8 protein-coding genes and 1 pseudogene are annotated in these 22,115 nt (G+C 70.6%); 2 read left to right on the forward strand and 7 right to left on the reverse strand.

Annotation, left to right across the window (positions count from 1 at the left end):
• Positions 1 to 198 precede the first annotated feature (198 nt).
• Positions 199 to 322 (forward strand): annotated as a pseudogene (locus ACFYMP_RS16855) (IS110 family transposase); the annotation flags it as partial.
• Between the two features lie 259 nt (positions 323 to 581).
• Here ACFYMP_RS16855 and ACFYMP_RS16860 read toward each other — a convergent pair.
• The 3 genes from ACFYMP_RS16860 to ACFYMP_RS16870 form a co-directional block, all read right to left on the reverse strand.
• Positions 582 to 1,769 carry an MFS transporter gene (locus tag ACFYMP_RS16860; RefSeq protein WP_388857263.1) on the reverse strand — a complete coding sequence of 396 codons (1,188 nt, stop codon included), beginning with the start codon at positions 1,767 to 1,769 and terminating at the stop codon, positions 582 to 584.
• 190 nt (positions 1,770 to 1,959) lie between these two features.
• Positions 1,960 to 2,160 carry a hypothetical protein gene (locus ACFYMP_RS16865; RefSeq protein WP_388857266.1) on the reverse strand — a complete coding sequence of 67 codons (201 nt, stop codon included), beginning with the start codon at positions 2,158 to 2,160 and terminating at the stop codon, positions 1,960 to 1,962.
• A 148-nt stretch (positions 2,161 to 2,308) separates the two neighbouring features.
• Positions 2,309 to 2,644, reverse strand: coding sequence for a hypothetical protein (locus ACFYMP_RS16870; protein WP_388857269.1), 336 nt, complete (start codon positions 2,642 to 2,644; stop codon positions 2,309 to 2,311).
• 177 nt (positions 2,645 to 2,821) lie between these two features.
• Here ACFYMP_RS16870 and ACFYMP_RS16875 point away from each other — a divergent pair, with 177 nt between their 5' ends.
• A complete protein-coding gene (locus ACFYMP_RS16875; RefSeq protein ID WP_388857272.1) occupies positions 2,822 to 3,826 on the forward strand; it encodes a helix-turn-helix domain-containing protein in 1,005 nt (334 codons plus the stop codon).
• A gap of 30 nt (positions 3,827 to 3,856) precedes the next feature.
• On the opposite strand, the gene ACFYMP_RS16880 is transcribed toward ACFYMP_RS16875, so the two are convergent.
• From ACFYMP_RS16880 to ACFYMP_RS16895, 4 genes are all read right to left on the reverse strand, one after another.
• Positions 3,857 to 4,600 carry a 4'-phosphopantetheinyl transferase family protein gene (locus ACFYMP_RS16880; protein WP_388857275.1) on the reverse strand — a complete coding sequence of 248 codons (744 nt, stop codon included), beginning with the start codon at positions 4,598 to 4,600 and terminating at the stop codon, positions 3,857 to 3,859.
• 62 nt (positions 4,601 to 4,662) lie between these two features.
• Positions 4,663 to 5,691 carry a threonine/serine dehydratase gene (locus ACFYMP_RS16885; protein ID WP_388857278.1) on the reverse strand — a complete coding sequence of 343 codons (1,029 nt, stop codon included), beginning with the start codon at positions 5,689 to 5,691 and terminating at the stop codon, positions 4,663 to 4,665.
• Entirely contained in the window at positions 5,688 to 12,944 is a 7,257-nt protein-coding gene (locus tag ACFYMP_RS16890) for an amino acid adenylation domain-containing protein (RefSeq protein ID WP_388857281.1), read from the reverse strand. Before ACFYMP_RS16890 ends, ACFYMP_RS16885 begins: the two co-directional genes overlap by 4 nt.
• 20 nt (positions 12,945 to 12,964) lie before the next feature.
• Entirely contained in the window at positions 12,965 to 21,898 is an 8,934-nt protein-coding gene (locus ACFYMP_RS16895; RefSeq protein WP_388857284.1) for an amino acid adenylation domain-containing protein, read from the reverse strand.
• Between the last annotated feature and the right edge of the window lie 217 nt (positions 21,899 to 22,115).

Below are 22,115 nucleotides of genomic sequence, written 5' to 3' on the forward strand. Positions count from 1 at the left end.
CTCTTCTCCGAGTGGCTCGCCCTACCGCAGCCATCGCCGGACCCACTGATCCAGATCGCCGGTCCGGTCGTCTTCTCGGCCTCCGGGGAAAAGGACAGCCAGGCAACGGCCGCCTCCATCATGTCCCGTGCGCGGCCAGGGACATGATCGAGAAGGTCGTCACCGTCCCCACGGGGCGCGAGGTTCGACAGCGAAGTCGTGGGCGCGTTCCTCGGCCTGGACGTCGGCAAGCCTGCCCGTAACGGCCACGGGCTCACCTCAACCGGGGGGGAAGGCCTTCGACAAGCCGCTGCCCGACACCGAGCCGAGAACGCGGGAGGTGTTGGTCGGACTGGCAGGCGAAGGCAGAGGAGATCACGCCCTGTTGAGCTGCCGGTTCCCGCCTCGGGGGGAGTGTTCGCCGTGGATCGGGGTGCCCGAGGCTTTGTGGTGGGGGCGAGGCCGGCCTAGGAGGGGGGAGGCGGGTTGCGGTGGGGAGGCTGTGCCGTCGCCGGCGGTGGTCAGCAGCACGCAGTGGTCCTGACGCCGGCTCCGGGCGTCGGGGTCAGGACGGCGATCACGACCGGAAAGCGGAAACCTTCTCAGGCGAGCTCGGCCTTGCGCACCGTGGAGGACGCGAGGCACACGAACATACCGATTGCGCTGAGGACGCCACCAGCGCGGAAGGCCATGTCGACACCGCCGTAGCTGACGAGAGCGCCGAAGGCCGGAAAGGTCAACGGGGCGAGTCCGAGCGCCGCCAAGCTGGTCACCGCTGTGACTCGCCCCAGGTAGGCATGATCTGTGGCCGTCTGAATGAGGGCCTGCGCCAGCCCTCCGGCGATCCCGCCCATCAGTCCAGCGAGGGCGGCGAGGGCCACCGTGAGACCCAACTCCGGGACGACGGGAAACAGCGCGATGCAGGCGGAAGTCACCAGGGTAGTGGTGATCAGCACGTAACCCGCCTTCGGCAGGCGTCCCAGGACGGCGAGCACGAGGGCGCTGGCTGCCGCTCCCACCCCGAATCCAGCGACGATCCACCCCATTCCTGCGGCACCCCAATCGTGTTCCGAAGTGAGGAAGACGAAGCCGATGTTGAGAGGCCCGGCGAATCCCAGCTCGCTGAGGGCGGCTGCGAGCACCAGCGGACCAATCAGCGTGTGGCGGCGGATGAAGATGAGACCTTCGATGAGGTCGCGACGGGCGGTGTTCTCGCCGGGCGGTGCATGGTGGTCCCGGTTCTGCTCCAGAGGCCGCGAGCGGACGGTCAGGAGGAGCAGGAGCGACACGCCGAACAGGACGCCGGCGAGCGCGAAGGCCGCTTCCGGCCCGCTGACGCCCATGGCGAAACCAGCGAGCGGCGGGCCCATGGTGTTGCCGCCGCGGACTGCGAGTGCCCGCATGCCCTGGATTCGGGCCAGTTGGTCCGGCGTGGAGATCCGAGGCGGGAGCGCCCCCACAGCAGGCATGAACAGGGCGTCCACGGCACCGAAGACAAGAGCGACGGTGATGAGCAGCCAGACGTGGCCAGGCGTGAGTGCGAGCGCCGCGGCCGCGGCCGCAATGACGACGAAACGTACTGCGTCACTGCCGATGACGACTCTGCGTGGCCCGAAGCGGTCTGCGATCACTCCCCCACCGAGCATGAGCAGGGCTCTGGGAACTGCGCCGGAGGCCACGATGAACCCGACTTCCGCGGGACCGGCTACGCGGTTGGCCGCCCACCCCAGGGCCATGAAGTAGATGCTGTCACCGAGGATGGAGAGGGTGTAGGCGGCGAGCCACCGCATCACGGTCCCGTCCCTGTACGCGGGTCTGGTCGCGGCACGTTCCGCCCTCAGGACACAGGTGTCATCCGCCACTGGGGGTCCTCATCTCCTCGGGTGTCGGAGCAACTGGGTTGCGTGGAAGGGGTGGAAAGGTAGGTGGCGCCGCCGATCTGGGCCCTTTCAGGTGCAGGCCGCCGTGTAGGGCGAGGTACTAGTCCCACCCGGTGGTGTCCTTGGACGTGGTCGGGGTGGGGATCTGCTCGACGGCCTCGTCGTTCGTGGTGGCGCTGACGACGGAGGCGGCCGGGGCGCTCGCGTGGGTGGTGAGTTCGACGACGCTGAAAGCGGGGAGGGTGACGAGCGCGAGAGTGGCGGCGAACTTCGCGGCGAGACGCAGGCTCATTCCAGACATGGCGAACTCCTTCTACGAGTGGAAGACGGGGAGGTGTCAGCTTTGGTGCCCCGCGTGTCGCTTGGGCTCGTTCCTGCTGACATGGACAAGTCTTGCCTGCTCGAAAGCCGCCGCCTAGAGCCGCGGGTTGACCTCAACCGGCCTTCGCCTATTCCGTCCTCCGGCCCCCCTCCTCCGGCTCCTGGAGCATCCAGTCGAACAGGGCTGGCACCAGCGCCGCCGAATAGCTTGTGATGTAGCCGTGTTCGAGCGCGGGCTCGCTGCCGAGCGCCCGGAGTGCCGCCGTGTACGCGACGGTCTCCGCCGCGTACACGGTCGCCGCGCTGACGAAGAACCCGACCGTCAGCTCACCCCTGTCGCCGAGGTGGACGCTGATGTGACCGACTTTGTCCTCGGGGGCCGCATGGGAGAGAAACGCGGCCCTGAGGGACTCCGGGGCGTCAGGAGTGCCGGGAAGCCGAATGCGGACGTGGACCAAACGCATGACTCCAGCCTTCCGCAAGCACAGAAGGTGCAACAGCGGTCCATACGGGACTCTTTATGCCATTGCCGAATCCGGCCACATTACCCAGTAGACGTCCCGGGGGTCCGCGCGTTCGTAGCAGACTACCGACGGATCATGCTCTGATTTGTCTTGATCATCAGCCGGGGGAAGGCGAATATGCTGGAAGCACTGGGGTTGGACGGCGTCTGCGAGACCGTGTACCGCGCTGTCCTGGCGAACCCACAGGCCGAGTACGAAGAGCTCCGCGAGAGACTCGGCCTGTCCGAGGCCGACCTGCGTCAGGCCCTGGACAAGCTGAGCGAACTGGCCCTGGTGCGGTCCGTGTTCGATCAGCCGCACTGCTTCCGGGCGGTGGACCCGGAGGTCGGCATCCAGGCCGTCATCGCCCGCCAGCAGGAGCGCCTGGCGGCCGAACAGCAGCGGATTGAGCAGATTCGCCTCGCCGCCGCGCAACTGGCGGCGGATTTCACCGTCGCCCGGCCCCACAAGCAAATCGACGGCATCGAACGACTCGACGGCATCGAGGAGATCAGGGAACGGATCTCGCTCCTGGTCCGCGACGTCCGCACCGAGGTCATGACGCTCGCTCCCGGGGGAGCGCAGAGCAAGGCCAGCATGCAGGCGGCGAAGCCCCAGGACCAGACACTCCTGGAGCGTGGTGTCCGGATGCGCACCCTCTACCTCGACAGCGTGCGCAACAGCCCGACGACCGTGGCCTACGCGAACTGGCTCGCCGAACTCAACGGCGAGGTCCGTACGACCCCGTCCCTGCCGATCCGGCTGATGGTCCTGGATCGGCGAATCGCGATCGTCCCGACCGACGAGGAGAACAGTCGCGCCGGCGCGCTCGTGCTCAGTGGGAGTGGCACCGTCACGGCCCTGTGCGCACTTTTCGAGACCATCTGGGACAGCGCTGCCCCCCTGGGCGGCACCTCCTCTCGCGAGCGGGAGAACGAACGTGGCCTGTCCCCGCAGGAGTCGGAGGCGCTCCGCCTCCTGGGGCAGGGTCTCACCGACGATGCTGTCGCCAAGCGCCTCGGCGTCTCACCCCGCACGGCCCGTCGCATCGCCGCGGACTTGATGGAGAAGCTCGGTGCGCGCAGCCGCTTCCAGGCGGGGTCCCGGGCCGTGGCCAAGGGCTGGCTGACCGGCGAGGAGTGAGCCCGCCGCGGTCTGGGAGTCGCCCTCGGCTCAGGTGCCCGCGGTAGCCGGCTCCTTGACCGCGAGGGCGGCGGCCAGGCCGCTGGGAGCGGCCACGTCGTACAGACTCCAGTCCGGCACCTGGGCACCCTCCGCCACGTAGACGTGGGCGGCACCCATGGCGAGCCCGGTGCCCAGGCCCTTGAGGTAGGCCTCCTTGCGCGCCCAGACACGAGCGAAGACGGCCGCCCGCCGCTCGGGCGGAGCCTGTTCGAGGAGGACCTGCTCGCGGGGGTGCAGCGAGCCGGCGAGTTCGTCGGCCACCTCCAGCGCCGGATGGGCCTCCAGGTCCACGCCCACCGGCGTTCGGGCCAGGGCGATCAGGCAGTAACCGGCCCGCCGGGACAGCGAGAACTGCAGTGAGCTGCCCTCGACGGCCGGTCGGCCGTGGCCTGCGTCGCACACCGGGCAGTCGGCCTGCGAGAGCCGCACGTCCTCGGGTGCCCGCCCCAGGTGGGCGCCGAGGATGCGGCGCAGCGCGCAGTGCGAGGCCATGAAGTGGGCTCGGTCCAGGGGCGAACGGAAGGCCGTCGCCCTGGCCCGTTCCCCGGCGTCGAGCAGGGCCGTCGGGTCGGGCTCGGCGGCCCCCGCGGCCAGGTTCACCAGCCACAACCGCGGGCCCTCGGAGGGTCGGACGAGTTCGGCCAGGTGGTCGGGGCGGTAGAGCCGCGGGGCGAGCAGGGCGGTGGGGGCGGGGCCGGTGGTGGTCTCGTGGGACAGCAGTGTCGTGGACATGATGCTCCTTCGACATGGACGAAAAAAGGGGTACGGGCGGGGGCGGGCGGCGGCCCCCGCCGTCAGGGTGCGGCCAGCGCGACCAGGGCGTCCCGGGCGCTGCCGACGGGCGCGAGCAGTTCGTCGAAGCGCGCGCGGGAGATGTTGCCGCCGCTGAGGACCACCACGACGTCCCGTTTGTGCTCACCGCGCAGCGCCGCAGCGACCGCCGCCGCCGAGCTGGGCTCGGCCACGACCCCGTGGCCGCGCAGCAGGGCCATGGCGCGGACGATCTCGTCGTCGTCGACGACCGTGAGCCGGACCGCTCCGGCGGCCACGACCGGGAGGGCGATCCGGCCCGGCGTCTGACCGCGCAGCCCGTCGGCGACGGACGCGGACGGCGGGACGGTCACCGGTCGGCCGGTCGACACGGAGAGCGCGTAGCGGGGGGCCGAGACCGGCTCCACGCCCACCACCGCCGGCGCCCGGTCCCGCGCCCCGGACACCGTCCAGGCCTGCTTCGCGAGGCACATGCCGGCCAGCAGTCCGCCGCCGCCGACGGGCACGTACACCGCCTCGACGCCCGGCGCCGCGGCGGCGATCTCCAGGCCCGTGGTGCCCTGTCCCGCGATGACGTCGGCGTGGTCGGAAGAGGGGATCAGAGTCGCGCCCTGCTCTGCGGCGAGAGCCTCCGCCAGGCGGTTGCGCTCCGCGACCCCGCCTTCCACGAACCGTACACGGGCGCCCAGTTCGCGGATCCGCTCCACCTTCTCCGGCGCCGACTGCGCGGTCATCACGACCGTCGCCGGGACCCGCCGGGCGCGGGCCAGCATCGCCACCGCCTTGCCGTGGTTCCCGGAGGAGGCGGTCACCACCCGGGTGGGCGCGGCGACGGCGAAGGCGTTGGTCACGCCACGCAGTTTGAACGAGCCCGACTTCTGCAGATCCTCCCGCTTGAGCAGCACAGCGGTGCCGGGCACCCGCCAGAGCGGCGTCCGGCGGATCACGGGCGCGATCCGGCGCCCGGCCGCCCGCACATCCTGGAAGGTGGGAATCCGCACGCCGGCCGCGGTGTCGGCGGTCGTGCCGGTCGTCTTCTCGGTGCTGCTCATGCCTGCCACCTCGCGTACTCGGTCGAGTTGCTGATGATCGCGCGGGCGAGGACCGACACGGCCTCCTGAGCCGTCATCATGTCCATGTGCGTGCCCGGTGTGTGTGTCTGCCGCAGCCCGCCCGGATAAAGGCCGCGCCAGTGGTCCGTGTACTCCTCGGCGCTGCCGTCGCTCGCGTTCGAGCCCTCGCCGCTGAGCCGCACGTCGTCGCTGACGACGAGCGTGCAGGGGGCCGCCGAGACCGGCGGCTCGTAGGCCGCCACCGACTCCAGCAGCCCACCGAGGGTGGCGTACGGAAGCCATTCGTCGAGCGTCGCCGACTCGTCAGGCACCTCCAGAGTTCCGGCGAGCTGCCGCAGCGCCGTCCCGGTCCGCTCGCGCTCCGCGCCCTGCTGTCCGCGGCCCTTCTCCCAGAGGGCGACCGCCCGGTGGTAGTCGGCCACGTAGCCCATCAGGCGTTTCCTGACCCGCGGTTCGACGATCGGCGGCTCCACCAGATAGACCTGCGCGGTATCCGCCGGGGCCTGCCGGGCCATCTCGTGGGCGATGACGGCCCCCAGCGACCAGCCGAGCAGGTGGTACGGGCCCTCCGGCTGGATCGCCCGGATCTCCTCCCAGTAACGCGCCGCAAGCGCCGGCACGCCCCGCACGGTCTCCTCGTCCGGCTCCATGCCGGGCACCTGGATGCCGTACGTCCGGTACTCGCCGACGAGCTCTCCGGCGAGCGGCGCGAACCAGTGCGCGCTGCCGCCGCTGGGATGGACGCAGAACAGGTTCTTCCGCGCCGCCTCCCCGGTACTCCGCCCGGTGGCGTCGTCCGGCCGGCCGCCGCCGAGCTCGAAGGCCAGGGAGCGGGACGCTGTCCCGGCCCGGGACAGCAGGTCCGCCGCCTCAGCGATCGTCGGGTACTGCATCACCGCCCGCACCGACATCGCGTAGCCGGCGTTCTGCAGCCGGGTCGCCAGCCGTACGGCGCGCAGCGAGTGCCCGCCGAGCTGGAAGAAGTCGTCGTGCACCCCGACCTGCTCAAGACCCAGGACCTCGCTCCAGATGTCGGCGACGATCCGCTCGGTCTCCGTGCGTGGGGCCACGAACTCGGTGTCCATGTGCGGGCGGTCGCCCTCCGGCCGCGGCAGCGCCTTGCGGTCGACCTTGTCGTTCGGGGTGAACGGCAGCCCTTCGAGGAAGACGAACCAGCTCGGGATCATGTAGTCCGGCAGGCTCGCCCGCAGCTGGGCCCGCAGGCCGGCCACGGTCAGCTCCCGGCCGGCGGACGGCACGCAGTAGCCGACGAGCCGTTTGTCGCCGGGGGTGTCCTCGCGGACGATCACCACGGCCGCGGCGACGTCCTCGTGGGCGGCGAGCGCCGACTCGATCTCACCGAGCTCGATCCGCAGACCGCGCAGCTTGACCTGCTGGTCGATCCGGCCGAGAAACTCCAGGTTCCCCTCTGGCAGCCAGCGCACCAGATCGCCCGTGCGGTAGACCTTCTGACCTGTGTCGGGGGCGAAGGGGTGGGTGACGAAACGCTCGGCGGTCAGCTCGGGGCGGTTCCAGTAGCCGCGGGCCACGCCCGCGCCGCCGATCCACAGCTCACCCGGCACGCCGACCGGCGCCAGGCCGCCGAACCGGTCCATCACGAACACCTCGTGGTTCGCGATCGGCGCCCCGATCAGCACCCGGTCCCGGGCCTCGGTGTACTCGTACAGGGTGCTGCACACGGTGTCCTCGCTCGGCCCGTACGCGTTGACGAACACCCGCCCCGGCGACCAGGTGGCCAGCACGTCCGGCGGGCAGGCCTCGCCGGCCACCACGATCGTCCGGACGCTCTCCATCGCCTCGGTGGACACCCCGGCCAGCAGCGAAGGCGACATCGTGACCGCGGTCACCCCGTGCCGGGCCGCTGTCGTCTCCAGCGGTCTGCCGGGGAACAGGTCCTCACGCGGGGCGAGCACCAGGGCCGCGCCGGCACCCCAGGTGGTGATCACCTCGTACATCGAGGCGTCGAAGCTCGGCGACGCGAACTGCAGCACCCGGCTGCCGGCGTCCAGCCGCAGCCGGCCCGGCAGGTGCTTCGCCATACTGACCGCGCCCTGGTGCTGGACCATCACGCCCTTGGGAGTGCCGGTCGAACCGGAGGTGTAGATGATGTACGCGAGGTTGTCGGGGTGGCTCCGCGGCTCCGGGTTCGTCGTGGGACGGGCCGCGACCAGGGTGTCCCACTCAGTGTCGACGAGCATCTGCGGGGAGCCCGCGGGGAGCCGGTCGGCCAGGTGGGACTGGGTGATCACGAGCGGCGCCCGGGTGTCGGACAGCATGAACTCGATGCGGGCGGTGGGGTAGTCGGGGTCCACCGGCACGTAGGCGCCGCCGGCCTTCATCACCCCGAGCAGGGCCACGATCATGTCCGGCCCACGGTCCACGCACACCGCGACCAGATCCTCGGTGGTGACGCCCCGCTCCATCAGGTGGTGGGCGAGCTGGTTGGCGCGGGCGTTCAGCTCCCCGTAGGTCAGCTCGACGTCCTGGAAGACGAGCGCGGTGGCGTCCGGGGTGCGGGCGGCCTGCTGCTCGAAGAACTCGTGGACGGTGATGTCGTTCTGGTACGGCACGGTGGTGTCGTTGAAGGCGACGAGGAGCTTCTCCCGTTCCCGGGCCGTGAGCACGTCCAGCTCGCCGACCGGCGTCGACGGGGCCGCGACGGCGGCGGCCAGCAGGCTCACGTAGTTCCCGGCGAGGCGCTCGACCGTCGTCCGGTCGAACAGCTCCGGCGAGAAGAGGATGCGGCCCTCGACGGCCCCGGTGGCCTCGTCGGCGTTGAGCAGGCAGACCAGATCGAAGTTCGGCGTCTCGCCCCGCACCTCGATGGTGTCGAGGGTGAGGCCGGGGAGGGTCCAGGTGCTGTCGGGCACGTTCTGGAGGGCGAACATGACCTGGAACAGCGCGTTACGGGAGAGATCACGCTCGGGAGCGAGGTCCTCCACGATGCGCTCGAAGGGCAGGTCCTGGTGGGCGTAGGCACCGAGGGCGGTCTCACGGACCTGGCCGAGCAACTCCGTGAAGGTGGGGTTGGCCGCGAGGTCGGCCCGCATGACCAAGGTGTTCACGAAGAACCCGACCAAGTCCTCCACCTCGGCGCGGTTACGGCCGGCGATCGGCGTGCCGACGGCGATGTCGTCCTGCCGCGACCAGCGCGACAGCAGCACCTGGAAGGCGGCCAGGCCCGCCATGAAGAGCGAGGCGCCCTGAGCGGAAGCGACGTTCCGCAGGCCCTGGACGGTGCCGGCGTCGATCGTGAAGGTGACGGCGTCACCCGCGCTGGAGCGGTGCAGTGGACGCGGCCGGTCGGTGGGAAGTTCGAGCGGCTCGACGCCGACGAGGTTCTTCCGCCAGTAGGCCAGCTGACGCTCCTCACGCTCCGGGGTAAGCCACTGGTGCTGCCAGAGCGCGAAGTCCCCGTACTGAACGGGAAGCTCGGCCAGCTCAGGGGTGCGGTGGTCGAGCGCCGCGGCATACAACTCGCGCAGTTCGTCGGTGAGGACGGAGACGGACCAGCCATCCGCGACAATGTGATGAACCGCCACCATCAACAGATAACGGTCATCGGCCAGCCGGACGACCGTGACCCGCAGCAGGCGGCCTGCCGTGAGGTCGAAGGGCACGCACGCCTTGCTGTCCAGGGTGACCCGGGCCAGGGTCTCGCGCTCCGCCAGGTCCGTGATGTGCCGCAGGTCGACCAGCTCGCTCCGCACCTCCCACGGCTCACCGACGACCTGCACCGGCTCCTCGTCGGCACCCGTCGCGAACCGGGTCCGCAGCACCTCATGCCGGGCCACCAGACCCGAGAACGCTGCCTCCAGGGCAGCCAGGTCGAGAGCGCCCTCAAGCGCGAAGCCGAAGGGGATCACGTACTCGGCGCTTCCCGGCTCCAGCTGGTCCAGGAACCACAGGCGCCGCTGGGCGAACGACAGCGGCACCACGGCCGTGCCATCTGGACGGCTCGTGATCGCGCTCTCCTGCTGCGCCGCCGACTCGGCCTCGGCGGCCAGCGCGGCGACCGTGCGCGCCTCGAAGAGCTGCCGGACGGTGACGGCCGCGCCGAGTGCCTTGTTGATCCGGGAGACCAGCCGGGTGGCGAGCAGCGAGTGCCCGCCCAGCTGGAAGAAGTCCTCGTGCACTCCTACCCGGCCGAGGCCCAGGACCTCGCACCAGATGTCCGCCACGACCCGCTCGGCCTCGGTGCGCGGCGCGGTCACTTCCCCGTCGGCGGCCTCGCGGGCCGCGTCCGGCACCGGGAGCGCCCGGCGGTCGACCTTGCCGTTCGGGGTGAGCGGCAACACGTCGAGGAAGACGAACCAGTTCGGGATCATGTGGTCGGGCAGGTTCGCGCGCAGCCGGGCCCGCAGGTCGGCGGTGGTCGGCTCGGTGCCGGCGACAGGCACGCAGTAGGCGACGAGGCGCTTGTCGCCGGGGCTGTCCTCGCGGACCACGACGGTGACGTTGGCGACGTCGTCCAGCGCGGCGAGCGCGGACTCGATCTCGCCGAGCTCGATCCGCAGACCGCGGATCTTGACCTGCTGGTCGATGCGGCCGAGGAACTCGATGTTGCCGTCCGGGAGCCAGCGGACCAGATCGCCCGTGCGGTAGACCTTCTGACCGGTCTCCTGATCGAAGGGGTGGGCGACGAAGCGGTCGGCGGTGAGCTCGGGCCGGTTCCAGTAGCCCTGGGCGACGCCGGGGCCGCCGATCCACAGCTCGCCGGGGACACCGACCGGAGCGAGGCCGCCGAAGCGGTCCACGACCAGGGCCTGGGTGTTGGCGATCGGGCGTCCGATGGGCATGGACGTGGACCGCGGGTCGTCCGGGTCGACGACGTAGCAGGTCGCGAAGACGGTGGTCTCGGTCGGGCCGTAGCCGTTGACGAGGTTCCGCGGCGCGTGCGGGCCGGCCAGGAGGCCGTCCGCGACCGACCGCTCGACCGCGTCCCCCCCGTACATCACCGTTTTCATCCCGGCCAGCAGGTCCGGGCAGTCGGTGACGTGCTGGTTGAACAGCGGGGCCGTCAGCCACATCGTCGAGATCGACCGGGACCGGATCTGCGCCCTCAGCCGCTCGGGGTCGAGCACGATGTCCTTGGACAGGACCGCGAGCGAGGCGCCGGTGGTCAGGGCGCCCCAGCACTCCAGGGTGAAGGCGTCGAAGGAGAAGTTCGCCGCTTGCGCGACGACGTCGTCGGGGGTGATTTCCGCGAACCAGTTGTTGTCGATCAGTCGGCAGATCGCCTGGTGCTGGACCATCACGCCCTTGGGCGTGCCGGTGGAACCGGAGGTGTAGATGATGTACGCGAGGCTGTCCGGGCCGCCCAGCCGGGCCGGGTCGGTCGTGGGCCGGGCCGCGACGAGCTCCCGGTCGGTGTCCAGTAGCACCTGCGGGACGCCGACGGGAAGCCGGTCAGCGAGGTGGGACCGGGTGACGACCAGGGGTGCCCGGGTATCCGTGAGCATGAACTCCAGACGGGCGGCCGGGTAGTCCGGGTCGAGCGGGACGTACGCACCACCCGCCTTCAGTACGGCGAGCAGGGCGACGATCATGTCGGTGCCGCGGTCGACGCACACGGCGACGAGGTCGCCGGCGGTGATGCCCCGGTCGGCGAGGTGGTGGGCCAGCTGGTTGGCGCGGGCATTGAGCTGCGCGTACGACAGGCTCTCGGCCTCGGACGTCACGGCGGGAGCGTCCGGAGTGCGGGCGGCCTGCTCCTCGAAGAGCGCGTGGACGGTGATGTCGTCCCGGTAAGGGACGGTGGTGTCGTTGAAGGCGACGAGGAGCTGTTCGCGATCCGCGGCCGAGAGGACGTCCAGCTCGCCGACCGGCGTCGACGGGGCCGTGACGGCGGCGGCCAGCAGGTTGACGTAGTTCCCGGCCAGCCGCTCGACCGTTGCCCGGTCGAACAGCTCCGTGGAGTAGACGATCTCCGCTTCCAGGGTGCCTTCGGCCTGCTCGGTGAGGAACAGCGTCAGGTCGAACTTCGAGGCGTGCGTGGCGACTTCGATGGTGTCGAGGGTGAGGCCGGGGAGGGTCCAGGTGCTGTCGGGCACGTTCTGGAGGGCGAACATGACCTGGAACAGCGCGTTACGGGAGAGATCACGCTCGGGAGCGAGGTCCTCCACGATGCGCTCGAAGGGCAGGTCCTGGTGGGCGTAGGCGCCGAGGGCGGTCTCACGGACCTGGCCGAGCAACTCCGTGAAGGTGGGGTTGGCCGCGAGGTCGGCCCGCATGACCAAGGTGTTCACGAAGAACCCGACCAAGTCCTCCACCTCGGCGCGGTTACGGCCGGCGATCGGGGTGCCGACGGCGATGTCGTCCTGCCGCGACCAGCGCGACAGCAGCACCTGGAAGGCGGCCAGGCCCGCCATGAAGAGCGAGGCGCCCTGAGCGGAAGCGACGTTCCGCAGGCCCTGGACGGTGCCGGCGTCGATCGTGAAGGTGACGGCGTCACCCGCGCTGGAGCGGTGCAGTGGACGCGGCCGGTCGGTGGGAAGTTCGAGCGGCTCGACGCCGACGAGGTTCTTCCGCCAGTAGGCCAGCTGACGCTCCTCGCGCTCCGGGGTAAGCCACTGGTGCTGCCAGAGCGCGAAGTCCCCGTACTGAACGGGAAGCTCGGCCAGCTCAGGGGTGCGGTGGTCGAGCGCCGCGGCATACAACTCGCGCAGTTCGTCGGTGAGGACGGAGACGGACCAGCCATCCGCGACAATGTGGTGAACCGCCACCATCAACAGATAACGGTCATCGGCCAGCCGGACCGCGCCGACACGGAGTAGGCGGCCACCGGTCAGGTCGAACGGCTCGGCCGTCCTCGCGTCGACCACCTTCCGCGCCTCGGCCTCCGGGTCCTGGGTGCCGGACAGGTCCGTGAGTTCGACCGATACGGGCCAGGGACCCTCGACGACCTGGACGGGTTCGCCGTCCTCGCCGGTGACGAAGCGGGTGCGCAGCACCTCGTGGCGGGCGACGAGGCCGGAGAACGCGGCCTCCAGTGCGGCCAGGTCCAGGGCGCCCTTAAGCGCGAAGCCGAAGGGGATCACGTACTCGGCGCTTCCCGGCTCCATCTGGTCGAGGAACCACAGGCGCCGCTGGGCGAACGACAGCGGCTTGCCGTTCGGGCTGTCGACGCGCTTGATGCGGTCGTCCGCCGTGCGCTTGCTCATGCGGGCGAGGAGTCGCGACTCAAGGCTGTTGCCTGCAGCGATAGTCATCGGGTTCTTTCCTTACCTGATCAGAGAGAAGTCGGGGTGGCGGAGCCGGTGCCGTCTTCGGCGTCTTTGGCGCTCTCGGCGTCTTCGAGGGCGAGCAGTTCGAGGACGTGCGCGCTGAGGTCCGCGACGGTCGGCGCGAGGAAGAACTGCCGGAGGCTGACCTCAAGGCCGGTGAGCAGGTCGATCTGGTTGATCACTCGGGTGGCGAGGAGCGAGTGCCCGCCGATGTGGAAGAAGTTGTCGTGCACGCCGATCCGGTCGAGCCCCAGGACCTCGCTCCAGATACCGGCGATGACGCGTTCCACCTCGGTGCGGGGGGCCACGTAGTCGGTGTCCGTGTCGGGGCGGTCGCCGTCCGGCTGGGGTAGCGCCCTGCGGTCGATCTTGCCGTTCGGGGTGAGCGGCAGCGCGTCGAGCAACACGAACCCGTTCGGGACCATGTAGTCCGGCAGGCTCGCGCGGAGCCGGGCCCGCAGGTCGGCGGCGGTGAGTACGCGGCCGGCGGCGGGCACGCAGTAGCCGACGAGCCGTTTGTCGCCGGGGGTGTCCTCACGAACGGTCACCACGGCCGCGGCGACGTCCTCGTGGGCGGTGAGCGCGGCCTCGATCTCACCGAGCTCGATCCGCAGACCGCGGATCTTCACCTGCTGGTCGATGCGGCCGAGGAACTCCATGTTCCCCTCCGGCAGCCAGCGGACCAGATCGCCCGTGCGGTACACCTTCGCGTCGGGTGCGTCCGCGAACGGGTGGGCCACGAAACGCTCGTCGGTGAGGTCCGGCCGGTTCCAGTAGCCGCGGGCCACGCCCGCGCCGCCGATCCACAGCTCACCCGGCACGCCGACCGGCGCGAGACCGCCGAACCGGTCCATCACGAACACCTCGGTGTTCGCGATCGGCGTGCCGATGAGGATGACCTCACGCGGCTTGGTGATCAGGCTCGACGTGGCGGTGATCGTCGTCTCCGTGGGGCCGTACGTGTTGTAGATCGGCACGGAGGTGTGCTGGAACCAGTCCCGGACCGCTGCGGCCGGCACCTGCTCGCCGCCCAAAACCAGCAGCCGGAAGGACGGGGACAAGGCGCGTCGGCCGCTCAGGTGCGGCACGACCTGCTCCCACAGCGCGGGGGTCAGCTCACCGACCGTGACGCCCTCGGCGTCGATCGTGCCGTTGAGGGAGGTGGGGCTCCACTTCTCCGTACCCCGCATGACCAGCCGTGCGCCGGAGATCAGGGCCGGGAAGATCTGCTCCGCCGCCGCGTCGAAGGTCACCGAGGCGAACTGCAGCACCCGGTCCTCGGCCGTGATCCCGTACCGGCTGCGCATCTCCTGGAGCCGGTTGCTCATCGACCGGTGCTGGATCATGACGCCCTTGGGGGTGCCGGTCGATCCGGAGGTGTAGATCAGGTACGCCAGGTCGTCGGGGCCGGAGCGCGGCGCCGGGTCGGTCGCGGGGCAGTCGGCGGTCATGGGGTCCCAGTCGCCGTCGACGAGAACCTGCGGGGCGTTGCCTGGGAGCCGGTCGGCCAGGTGGGACTGGGTGACGACCAGCGGTGCCTGGGTGTCCGTGAGCATGAACTCCAGGCGGGCGGCCGGATAGTCCGGGTCCACCGGCACGTAGGCGCCGCCGGCCTTCAGTACCCCGAGCAGGGCCACGATCATGTCCGGGCCGCGGTCGACGCACACCGTGACGAGGTCGTCGGCCGTGACGCCCCGGCCGATGAGGTGGTGGGCGAGCCGGTTGGCGCGGACGTTCAGCTCCCCGTAGGTGACCTGCGCGCCCTCGCAGACGATGGCCACCGCGTCGGGGGTCCGGGCCGCCTGCCGCTCGAAGAGGCGGTGGACGGGAACCTCGTCCTCGTACGGGACGGCGGTGTCGTTGAGAGTGCAGCGCAGCCGGTCCCGCTCCGCTGTGGTGAGGATGTCCAGCTCCCCGACGGGGGTGGCCGGGGCGGCGACCGCCGAGTCGAGCAGCCGCGTGTAGTGCTCGGCGAGACGACGGGCCGTGGCGCGGTCGAACAGTTCGGTGGAGTAAGTGAGTTCGCCGGTGAAGCCGCCGTCCGCGGCGGGCGTCAGAGTCAGCGACAGGTCGAACTTGGCGGCCGTCGAGACCAGCGTCTCGCCCGAGATCCAGCGCGTCGTGCCGGTGACGAAGTCCGTCGTGCCCAGGGTGGTCTCGCGCAGCTCGAACATGACCTGGAAGAGGGCGTTACGGGAGAGGTCACGTTCTGGGGCGAGGTCTTCGACGATGCGCTCGAAGGGCAGGTCCTGGTGGGCGTAGGCGCCGAGGGCGGTCTCGCGGACCTGGGCGAGGAGGTCGGTGAAGGTGGGGTTGGCGGTGAGGTCGGCCCGCATGACCAGGGTGTTCACGAAGAACCCGACCAGATCCTCGACCTCGGCGCGGTTGCGGCCGGCGATGGGGGTGCCGACGGTGATGTCGTCCTGCCGCGACCAGCGTGACAGCAGGACCTGGAAGGCGGCCAGGCCCGCCATGAAGAGGGTGGCGTTCTGCCGGGTGGCGAGCGCGCGCAGGCCCTCCGCCGCGGCCGCCGGGACGCCGAAGGTGAGGGAGTCACCGGCACCCGAGCGGACCAGCGGGCGCGGCCGGTCGGTGGGGAGTTCCAGCGGTTCGACGCCGGCGAGGTTCTCCCGCCAGTAGCCGAGCTGGCCCCGCTCCCGCTCAGGGGTGAGCCACTGGTGCTGCCAGAGCGCGAAGTCCGCGTACTGAACTGGGAGTTCAGCAAGGTCCGGCGCACGGTGCTGGAGGGCCGCGGCATACAGCTCGCGCAGTTCGTCGGTGAGGACGGAGACGGACCAGCCATCGGCGACAATGTGGTGAACCGCCACCATCAACAGATAGCGGTCATCGGCCAGCCGGACCGCGCCGGCACGGAGCAGCCGGCCGCCGGTGAGATCGAACGGCTTGCTCACTTTCGCGTCGAGGACCTTCCGGGCCTCGGCCTCCGGGTCGGGTGCGTCGGACCGGTCCGTGAGCTCAACCGTGACCGGCCAGGGCGCGTCGACGACCTGGCCGGGCTCGCCGCCCTGGCCCGTGACGAAGCGGGTGCGCAGCACCTCGTGCCGGGCGACCAGACCCGACAGCGCGGTCTCCAGGGCCGCTAGGTCCAGGGCGCCCTCGACCTCGAAACCGAACGGGATCACGTACTCGGTGCTGCCCGGCTCCAGCCGGTCGAGGAACCACATCCGGCGCTGAGCGAAGGACAGCGGCAGCTCGGTGGTGCCGGCCGGGCGCGGCAGCACCAGCAGGTCGGCCTTCGGCGTGGCAGCCGCGGTGACCGCGGCCGCCACGTCCGCGACGGTCGGGGCGAGGAACATGTCACGGACGGTCAGCTCGACGTCCAGCTTCTTGGTCAGCCGCAGGATCGTCCGGATCGCGTGCAGCGAGTGCCCGCCGATGTGGAAGAAGTTGTCGTGCACGCCGACGCGATCGAGCCCCAGAACCTCGCACCAGATGTCGGCGACGATCCGCTCGGTTCGGTTGCGCGGCCCGACGTACTCGGTGCCCGTGTCCGGGCGGTCACCCTCCGGCTGCGGCAGTGCCTTGCGGTCGATCTTGCCGTTCGGGGTGAGCGGCAGCGCGTCGAGCGGCACGAACCAGTTGGGGACCATGTGGCCTGGCAGGATCGACCGCAGATGCTCCCGCATGCCGGCGGCGGTCGGCTCGGCATCGGCCGCGGGCACGCAGTAGCCGACGAGCCGTTTGTCGCCGGGGGTGTCCTCACGAACGGTCACCACGGCCGCGGCGACGTCCTCGTGGGCGGTGAGCGCGGACTCGATCTCACCGAGCTCGATCCGCAGACCGCGGATCTTCACCTGCTGGTCGGTCCGGCCGAGGAACTCGATGCCGCCGTCAGGCAGCCGGCGCACCAGATCGCCCGTGCGGTACACCTTCGCATCGGGTGCGTCCGCGAACGGGTGGGCCACGAAACGCTCGTCGGTGAGGTCCGGCCGGTTCCAGTAGCCGCGGGCCACGCCCGCGCCGCCGATCCACAGCTCACCCGGCACGCCGACCGGCGCGAGACCGCCGAACCGGTCCATGACCAGCGCCTGCACGTTCGGAATGGGCCGGCCCACGAGGTTGCCGTCGCAGATCCGGTGGTGCCGGTGGAAGACCGCGGTCATCGTGGTCTCAGTCGGCCCGTAGTGGTTCACCACCTCCGCGGCCGACGCGTGGACGAGCGCCTGTTCGCCGGCGAGCAGCGTGGGGCTCTCACCACTGAGCAGCACTGTGCCGAAGTCGAGGTCGATCCCGCACTCGGCGCCGGTGCGCACCAGGGCCTGGTAGGCGCTGGGCACGCAGCTGAGGATGTTCCGTACGCCCTCGGCGCGTGCCGTCTCCAGATAGGTGCGGGGGTCGGCCATGGCGCCGGTCGGCATGATTCGCAGCAGAGCGCCGGAGACGAGGCCGCCGAAGATCTCCCGTACCGAGGCGTCGTAGGAGATGGAGACGGTCTGCAGCAACGTACCCGGGTTCCGGCCGTCGAGGACCGTGCCGGTGAGGAAGCGCAGGTAGTTCACCACGCCCTGGTGGCGGATCATGACGCCCTTGGGGGTGCCGGTGGACCCGGAGGTATAGATCAGATACGCCAGGTCCTGGGGCCCGGAGGACGGCGCCGGGTCGGATGTGGGGCGGGGGGCGATCTCCGTGTCCCAGTCGGCATCGAGGAGGACACGCGGGGCGCTGCCCGGGAGCCGGTCGACCAGATGGGACTGGGTGATGACCAGCGGTGACCGGCTGTCGGAGAGCATGAACTCGACGCGGGCGGTGGGGTAGTCGGGGTCCACCGGCACGTAGGCGGCGCCGGCCTTCAGCACGGCGAGCAGCGCGACGATCATGTCGCTGCCGCGGTCGGCGCACACGGTGACGAGGTCGCCCGTGCCGATGCCCCGGTCGGTGAGGTGGTGGGCCAGCTGGTTGGCGCGGCCGTTGAGCTGTGCGTACGACAGCTGCTCGGCGCCGAACGCGACGGCGGGAGCGTCCGGGGTGCGGGCGACCTGCTCCTCTACCAGGGCCTGGAGGGTTTCCCCGCCCTCGTACGACACTGTCTCAGTGCCGGCGAGCAGCTCGGCCCGCTCGCTCGCGGAGAGGACGTCCAGCCGGCCGACCGGGCATCCAGGGTGAGCGAGCACGGAGTTGAGCAGGCGCACGTAGTGGCTGGCCAGGCGCTCGACCGTTGCCCGGTCGAACAACTCGGTGGAGTAGACGAGTTCGGCTTCGAGGCGGCCGTCGGCCTGCTCGGTGAGGAACAGCGTCAGGTCGAACTTCGAGGCGTGGTTGGTGACGTCGATCGCGTCGAGGGTGAGGCCGGGGAGGGTCCAGGTGCTGTCGGGCACGTTCTGGAGGGCGAACATGACCTGGAACAGCGCGTTACGGGAGAGATCACGCTCGGGGGCGAGGTCTTCGACGATGCGCTCGAAGGGCAGGTCCTGGTGGGCGTAGGCGCCGAGGGCGGTCTCGCGGACCTGGGCGAGGAGGTCGGTGAAGGTGGGGTTGGCGGTGAGGTCGGCCCGCATGACCAGGGTGTTCACGAAGAACCCGACCAGATCCTCGACCTCGGCGCGGTTGCGGCCGGCGACCGGCGTGCCCACGGCGATGTCGTCCTGCCGCGACCAGCGTGACAGCAGGACCTGGAAGGCGGCCAGGCCTGCCATGAAGAGGGAGGCGTTCCGCTCGGCGGCGAGCTTCTGGAGGCCCTGGGCCAGGTCGGCGCCGATGGTGAAGGTGAGCGAGTCGCCCGCGCCGGAGCGCACCGGCGGGCGCGGCCGGTCGGTGGGGAGTTCCAGCGGTTCGACGCCGGCGAGGTTCTTTCGCCAGTAGCCGAGCTGGCCCCGCTCCCGCTCAGGGGTGAGCCACTGGTGCTGCCAGAGCGCGAAGTCCGCGTACTGAACTGGGAGTTCAGCAAGGTCCGGCGCGCGGTGCTGGAGGGCCGCGGCATACAGCTCGCGCAGTTCGTCGGTGAGGACGGAGACGGACCAGCCATCGGCGACGATGTGGTGGACGGCGACCAGAAGCAGGTGCTCGTCCTGCGCGAGCCGGACGACGGTGACGCGCAGCAGCGGGCCGGCGGCGAGGTCGAACGGCTCGCTCGCCTTCGCGTCGAGGACCTTCCGGGCCCGGGTCTCCGCCTCCTGCGTGCCGGACAGGTCCGTCAGCTCGATCGTGACCGGCCAGGGGGCGTCGACGACCTGGAACGGCTCGCCCTGCACGTCGGCCACGAAGCGGGTGCGCAGCACCTCGTGGCGGGCGACGAGGCCGGAGAACGCGGCCTCCAGTGCGGCCGGGTCCAGGGCGCCGTCGACCCGGAAGCCGAACGGGATGACGTACTCGGCGCTGCCCGGCTCCAGCTGGTCCAGGAACCACAGGCGCCGCTGGGCGAACGACAGCGGGAGTGAGGCCGTACCGTCGGTGCCGTCCGTTCCGGTCGGGCGCGGGAGGAGCGGTACGGCGAGGCCGGCGTCGCCGCTGAGGAGGACCTCAGTGAGCCGCGCGACCGTCGGGGCGTTGAAGATGTCACGGACCGTCACCTCCACGTCGAGCCGCTTCGCGACCCGCGAGACGATCTGGAACGCGTGCAGGGAGTGCCCGCCGAGCTGGTAGAAGTCGTCGTGGACGCTGATCCGGTCGAAGCCGAGGACCTCGCACCAGATGTCGGCGACGATCCGCTCGTTCTCCGTGCGTGGGGTGGTGAAGCCGCCGTCCTCACGGGTTGTACCGGGGGCCGGCAGCGCCCGGCGGTCGACCTTGCCATTCGGGGTGAGCGGCAACACGTCGAGGAAGACGAACCAGTTGGGGACCATGTAGTCCGGCAGGCTCGCCCGCAGCCGCTCCCGCAGCCCCCCGACGGTCAGCACGCGGCCGGCGGCGGGCACGCAGTAGGCGACGAGGCGCTTGTCGCCGGGGCTGTCCTCGCGGACCACGACGGTGACGTTGGCGACGTCCTCGTGGGTGGCGAGCGCCGACTCGATCTCGCCGAGTTCGATGCGCAGACCACGGATCTTGACCTGCTGGTCGATGCGGCCGAGGAACTCGATGTTGCCGTCGGGCAGCCAGCGCACCAGATCACCGGTGCGGTAGACCTTCTGACCGGTCTCCGGGGCGAAAGGGTGGGCGACGAAGCGGTCGGCGGTGAGGTCCGGCTGGTTCCAGTAGCCGCGGGCGACGCCGGGGCCGCCGATCCACAGCTCGCCGGGGACGCCGATCGGCGCGAGGCCGCCGAAGCGGTCCATCACGAACGCGTCGGTGTTGGCGATCGGGCGTCCGATGGGCATGGAAGTGATCTGCGGGCCGTCCGGGTCGACGACGTAGCAGGTCGCGAAGACCGCCGCCTCCGTCGGGCCGTAACCGTTGACCAGATTCCGCGGCGCGTGCGGGCCGGCCAGGAGGCCGTCCGCGACCGACCGCTCGACCGCGTCACCCCCGTACATCACCGTCTTCATCCCGGCGACCAGATCGGGACACTCCGACACGTGGTGGTTGAAGAGGGGTGCCGTCAGCCACATCGTGGTGACGCCGTGCGCACGGAGGGTCGTGGTGAGGAGCGCGGTGTCGACGAGCGCGGCCTTGGGAACGATCGCGAGCGAGGCGCCGGAGGTGAGGGCGCCCCAGCACTCCCAAGTGAACACATCGAAACAGAAGTTGCAGGTCTGGGCGACGACGTCGTCGGGGGCGATGTCCGCGAACCAGTTGTTGTCGATCAGCCGGCAGATCGCCTGGTGCTGCACCATCACGCCCTTGGGCGTGCCGGTGGAACCGGAGGTGTAGATGATGTACGCGAGGTCGTGGGGTCCGCCCTGCGGTTCCGGATCGGTGTCGGGCCGGGTGCCGATGCCCGTGTCCCAGTCGGTGTCGATACGGATCTGCGGGGCCGTGGCCGGGAGCCGGTCGACGAGGTGGGACTGCGTGATGACGAGCGGCGCCCGGGTGTCCGTGAGCATGAACTCGATGCGGCCGGCCGGATAGTCCGGGTCGAGAGGGACGTACGCACCACCGGCCTTCAGTACGGCGAGCAGCGCGACGATCATGTCGATGCCGCGGTCCACGCACACCGTGACGAGGTCGCCCGCGGCGACGCCCCGGTCGATCAGGTGGTGGGCCAGCTGGTTGGCGCGGGCGTTGAGCTCCGAATACGTCAGCTTCGCCGCGCCGAACACGACGGCGGGGGCGTCCGGGGTGTGGGCAGCCTGCCGCTCGAAGAGCGCGTGGACGGTGGTGTTGTCCTGGTACGGCACGGTGGTGTCGTTGAAGCCGGCCAGGAGACGCTGCCGTTCTGACGCGTCGAGGATGTCGAGCCGGCCGACCGGCCGGGCGGGGTCGGCGACGGCCGCTGCCAGCAGATTGACGTAGTGGCCGGTGAGCCGCTCGACTGTTGCCCGGTCGAGCAGGTCCGCTGGGTAGGCGAGCGTGCCGGCGAGGCCGCCGTCCTCGGAGGGCCTCAGGACCAGCGAGAGGTCGCACGCCTCGACCCCCGGCGTTCCCGCCGGCACCGTGCGCCGCCCGTCCTCGCACAGTTCGAACATGACCTGGAAAAGGGGGTTGCGGGAGAGGTCGCTTCCGGGGGCGATCTCCTCCACGATCCGTCCGAACGGCAGGTCCTGATGCTCGTGGGCGGCCAGGGCCGTAGCGTGGACCTGATCGAGGAGAGCGGAGAAGGACGGACCGGCGGAGAGGTCCGCCCGCATCACCAGGGCATTGGGGAACACCTCGCCCGCACTCACGTCGATGGGGACGCCGACAGCGATGTCGTCCTGCCGCGACCAACGGGAGAGCAGCGCCTGGAGGCCCGCGAGGCCCGCCGCGAACACGGAGGCGTCCTGTTCCGAGGCGAGCTTCCGCAAGCCCTCCACCGTGGTGGCGGGAACGCTGAAGCCGACCACGTCAGTGAGACCAGGATGGCTGAGTGGCCGGGGCCGGTCGGTCGGGAACTCAAGTGGTTCCACCCGGCCAGGCTCCTTCTCCAGAATTCCAGCTGCCTGGCAAGTGCGTCAGCCGATATGAAGAATTCCATGGAAAGGGTCATGTCGTCACCGATTCGGATTCGAGAGCGCCAGCGGGAAAGGGCGCCGAGTACGTGGAGAGGCACTGCCGGTCGGGAAGGATGAAGGAGGGGACCGGCCTGAGATCGGGAATTTCCGCCGTCGGCGCGACCGGCAGTTC

This window comes from Streptomyces sp. NPDC007088 (assembly GCF_042869355.1).
In the GTDB taxonomy this organism is placed as follows: Bacteria; Actinomycetota; Actinomycetes; order Streptomycetales; family Streptomycetaceae; genus Streptomyces.

Excerpts from the sequence above, each read along its gene's own strand:
- ACFYMP_RS16870 (WP_388857269.1), bottom strand. The coding sequence starts at position 2,644 with ATGCGTTTGGTCCACGTCCGCATTCGGCTTCCCGGCACTCCTGACGCC.
- ACFYMP_RS16890 (WP_388857281.1), bottom strand. The coding sequence starts at position 12,944 with ATGACTATCGCTGCAGGCAACAGCCTTGAGTCGCGACTCCTCGCCCGC.
- ACFYMP_RS16875 (WP_388857272.1), top strand. The coding sequence starts at position 2,822 with ATGCTGGAAGCACTGGGGTTGGACGGCGTCTGCGAGACCGTGTACCGC.
- ACFYMP_RS16880 (WP_388857275.1), bottom strand. The coding sequence starts at position 4,600 with ATGTCCACGACACTGCTGTCCCACGAGACCACCACCGGCCCCGCCCCC.
- ACFYMP_RS16860 (WP_388857263.1), bottom strand. The coding sequence starts at position 1,769 with ATGCGGTGGCTCGCCGCCTACACCCTCTCCATCCTCGGTGACAGCATC.
- ACFYMP_RS16865 (WP_388857266.1), bottom strand. The coding sequence starts at position 2,160 with ATGTCTGGAATGAGCCTGCGTCTCGCCGCGAAGTTCGCCGCCACTCTC.
- ACFYMP_RS16885 (WP_388857278.1), bottom strand. The coding sequence starts at position 5,691 with ATGAGCAGCACCGAGAAGACGACCGGCACGACCGCCGACACCGCGGCC.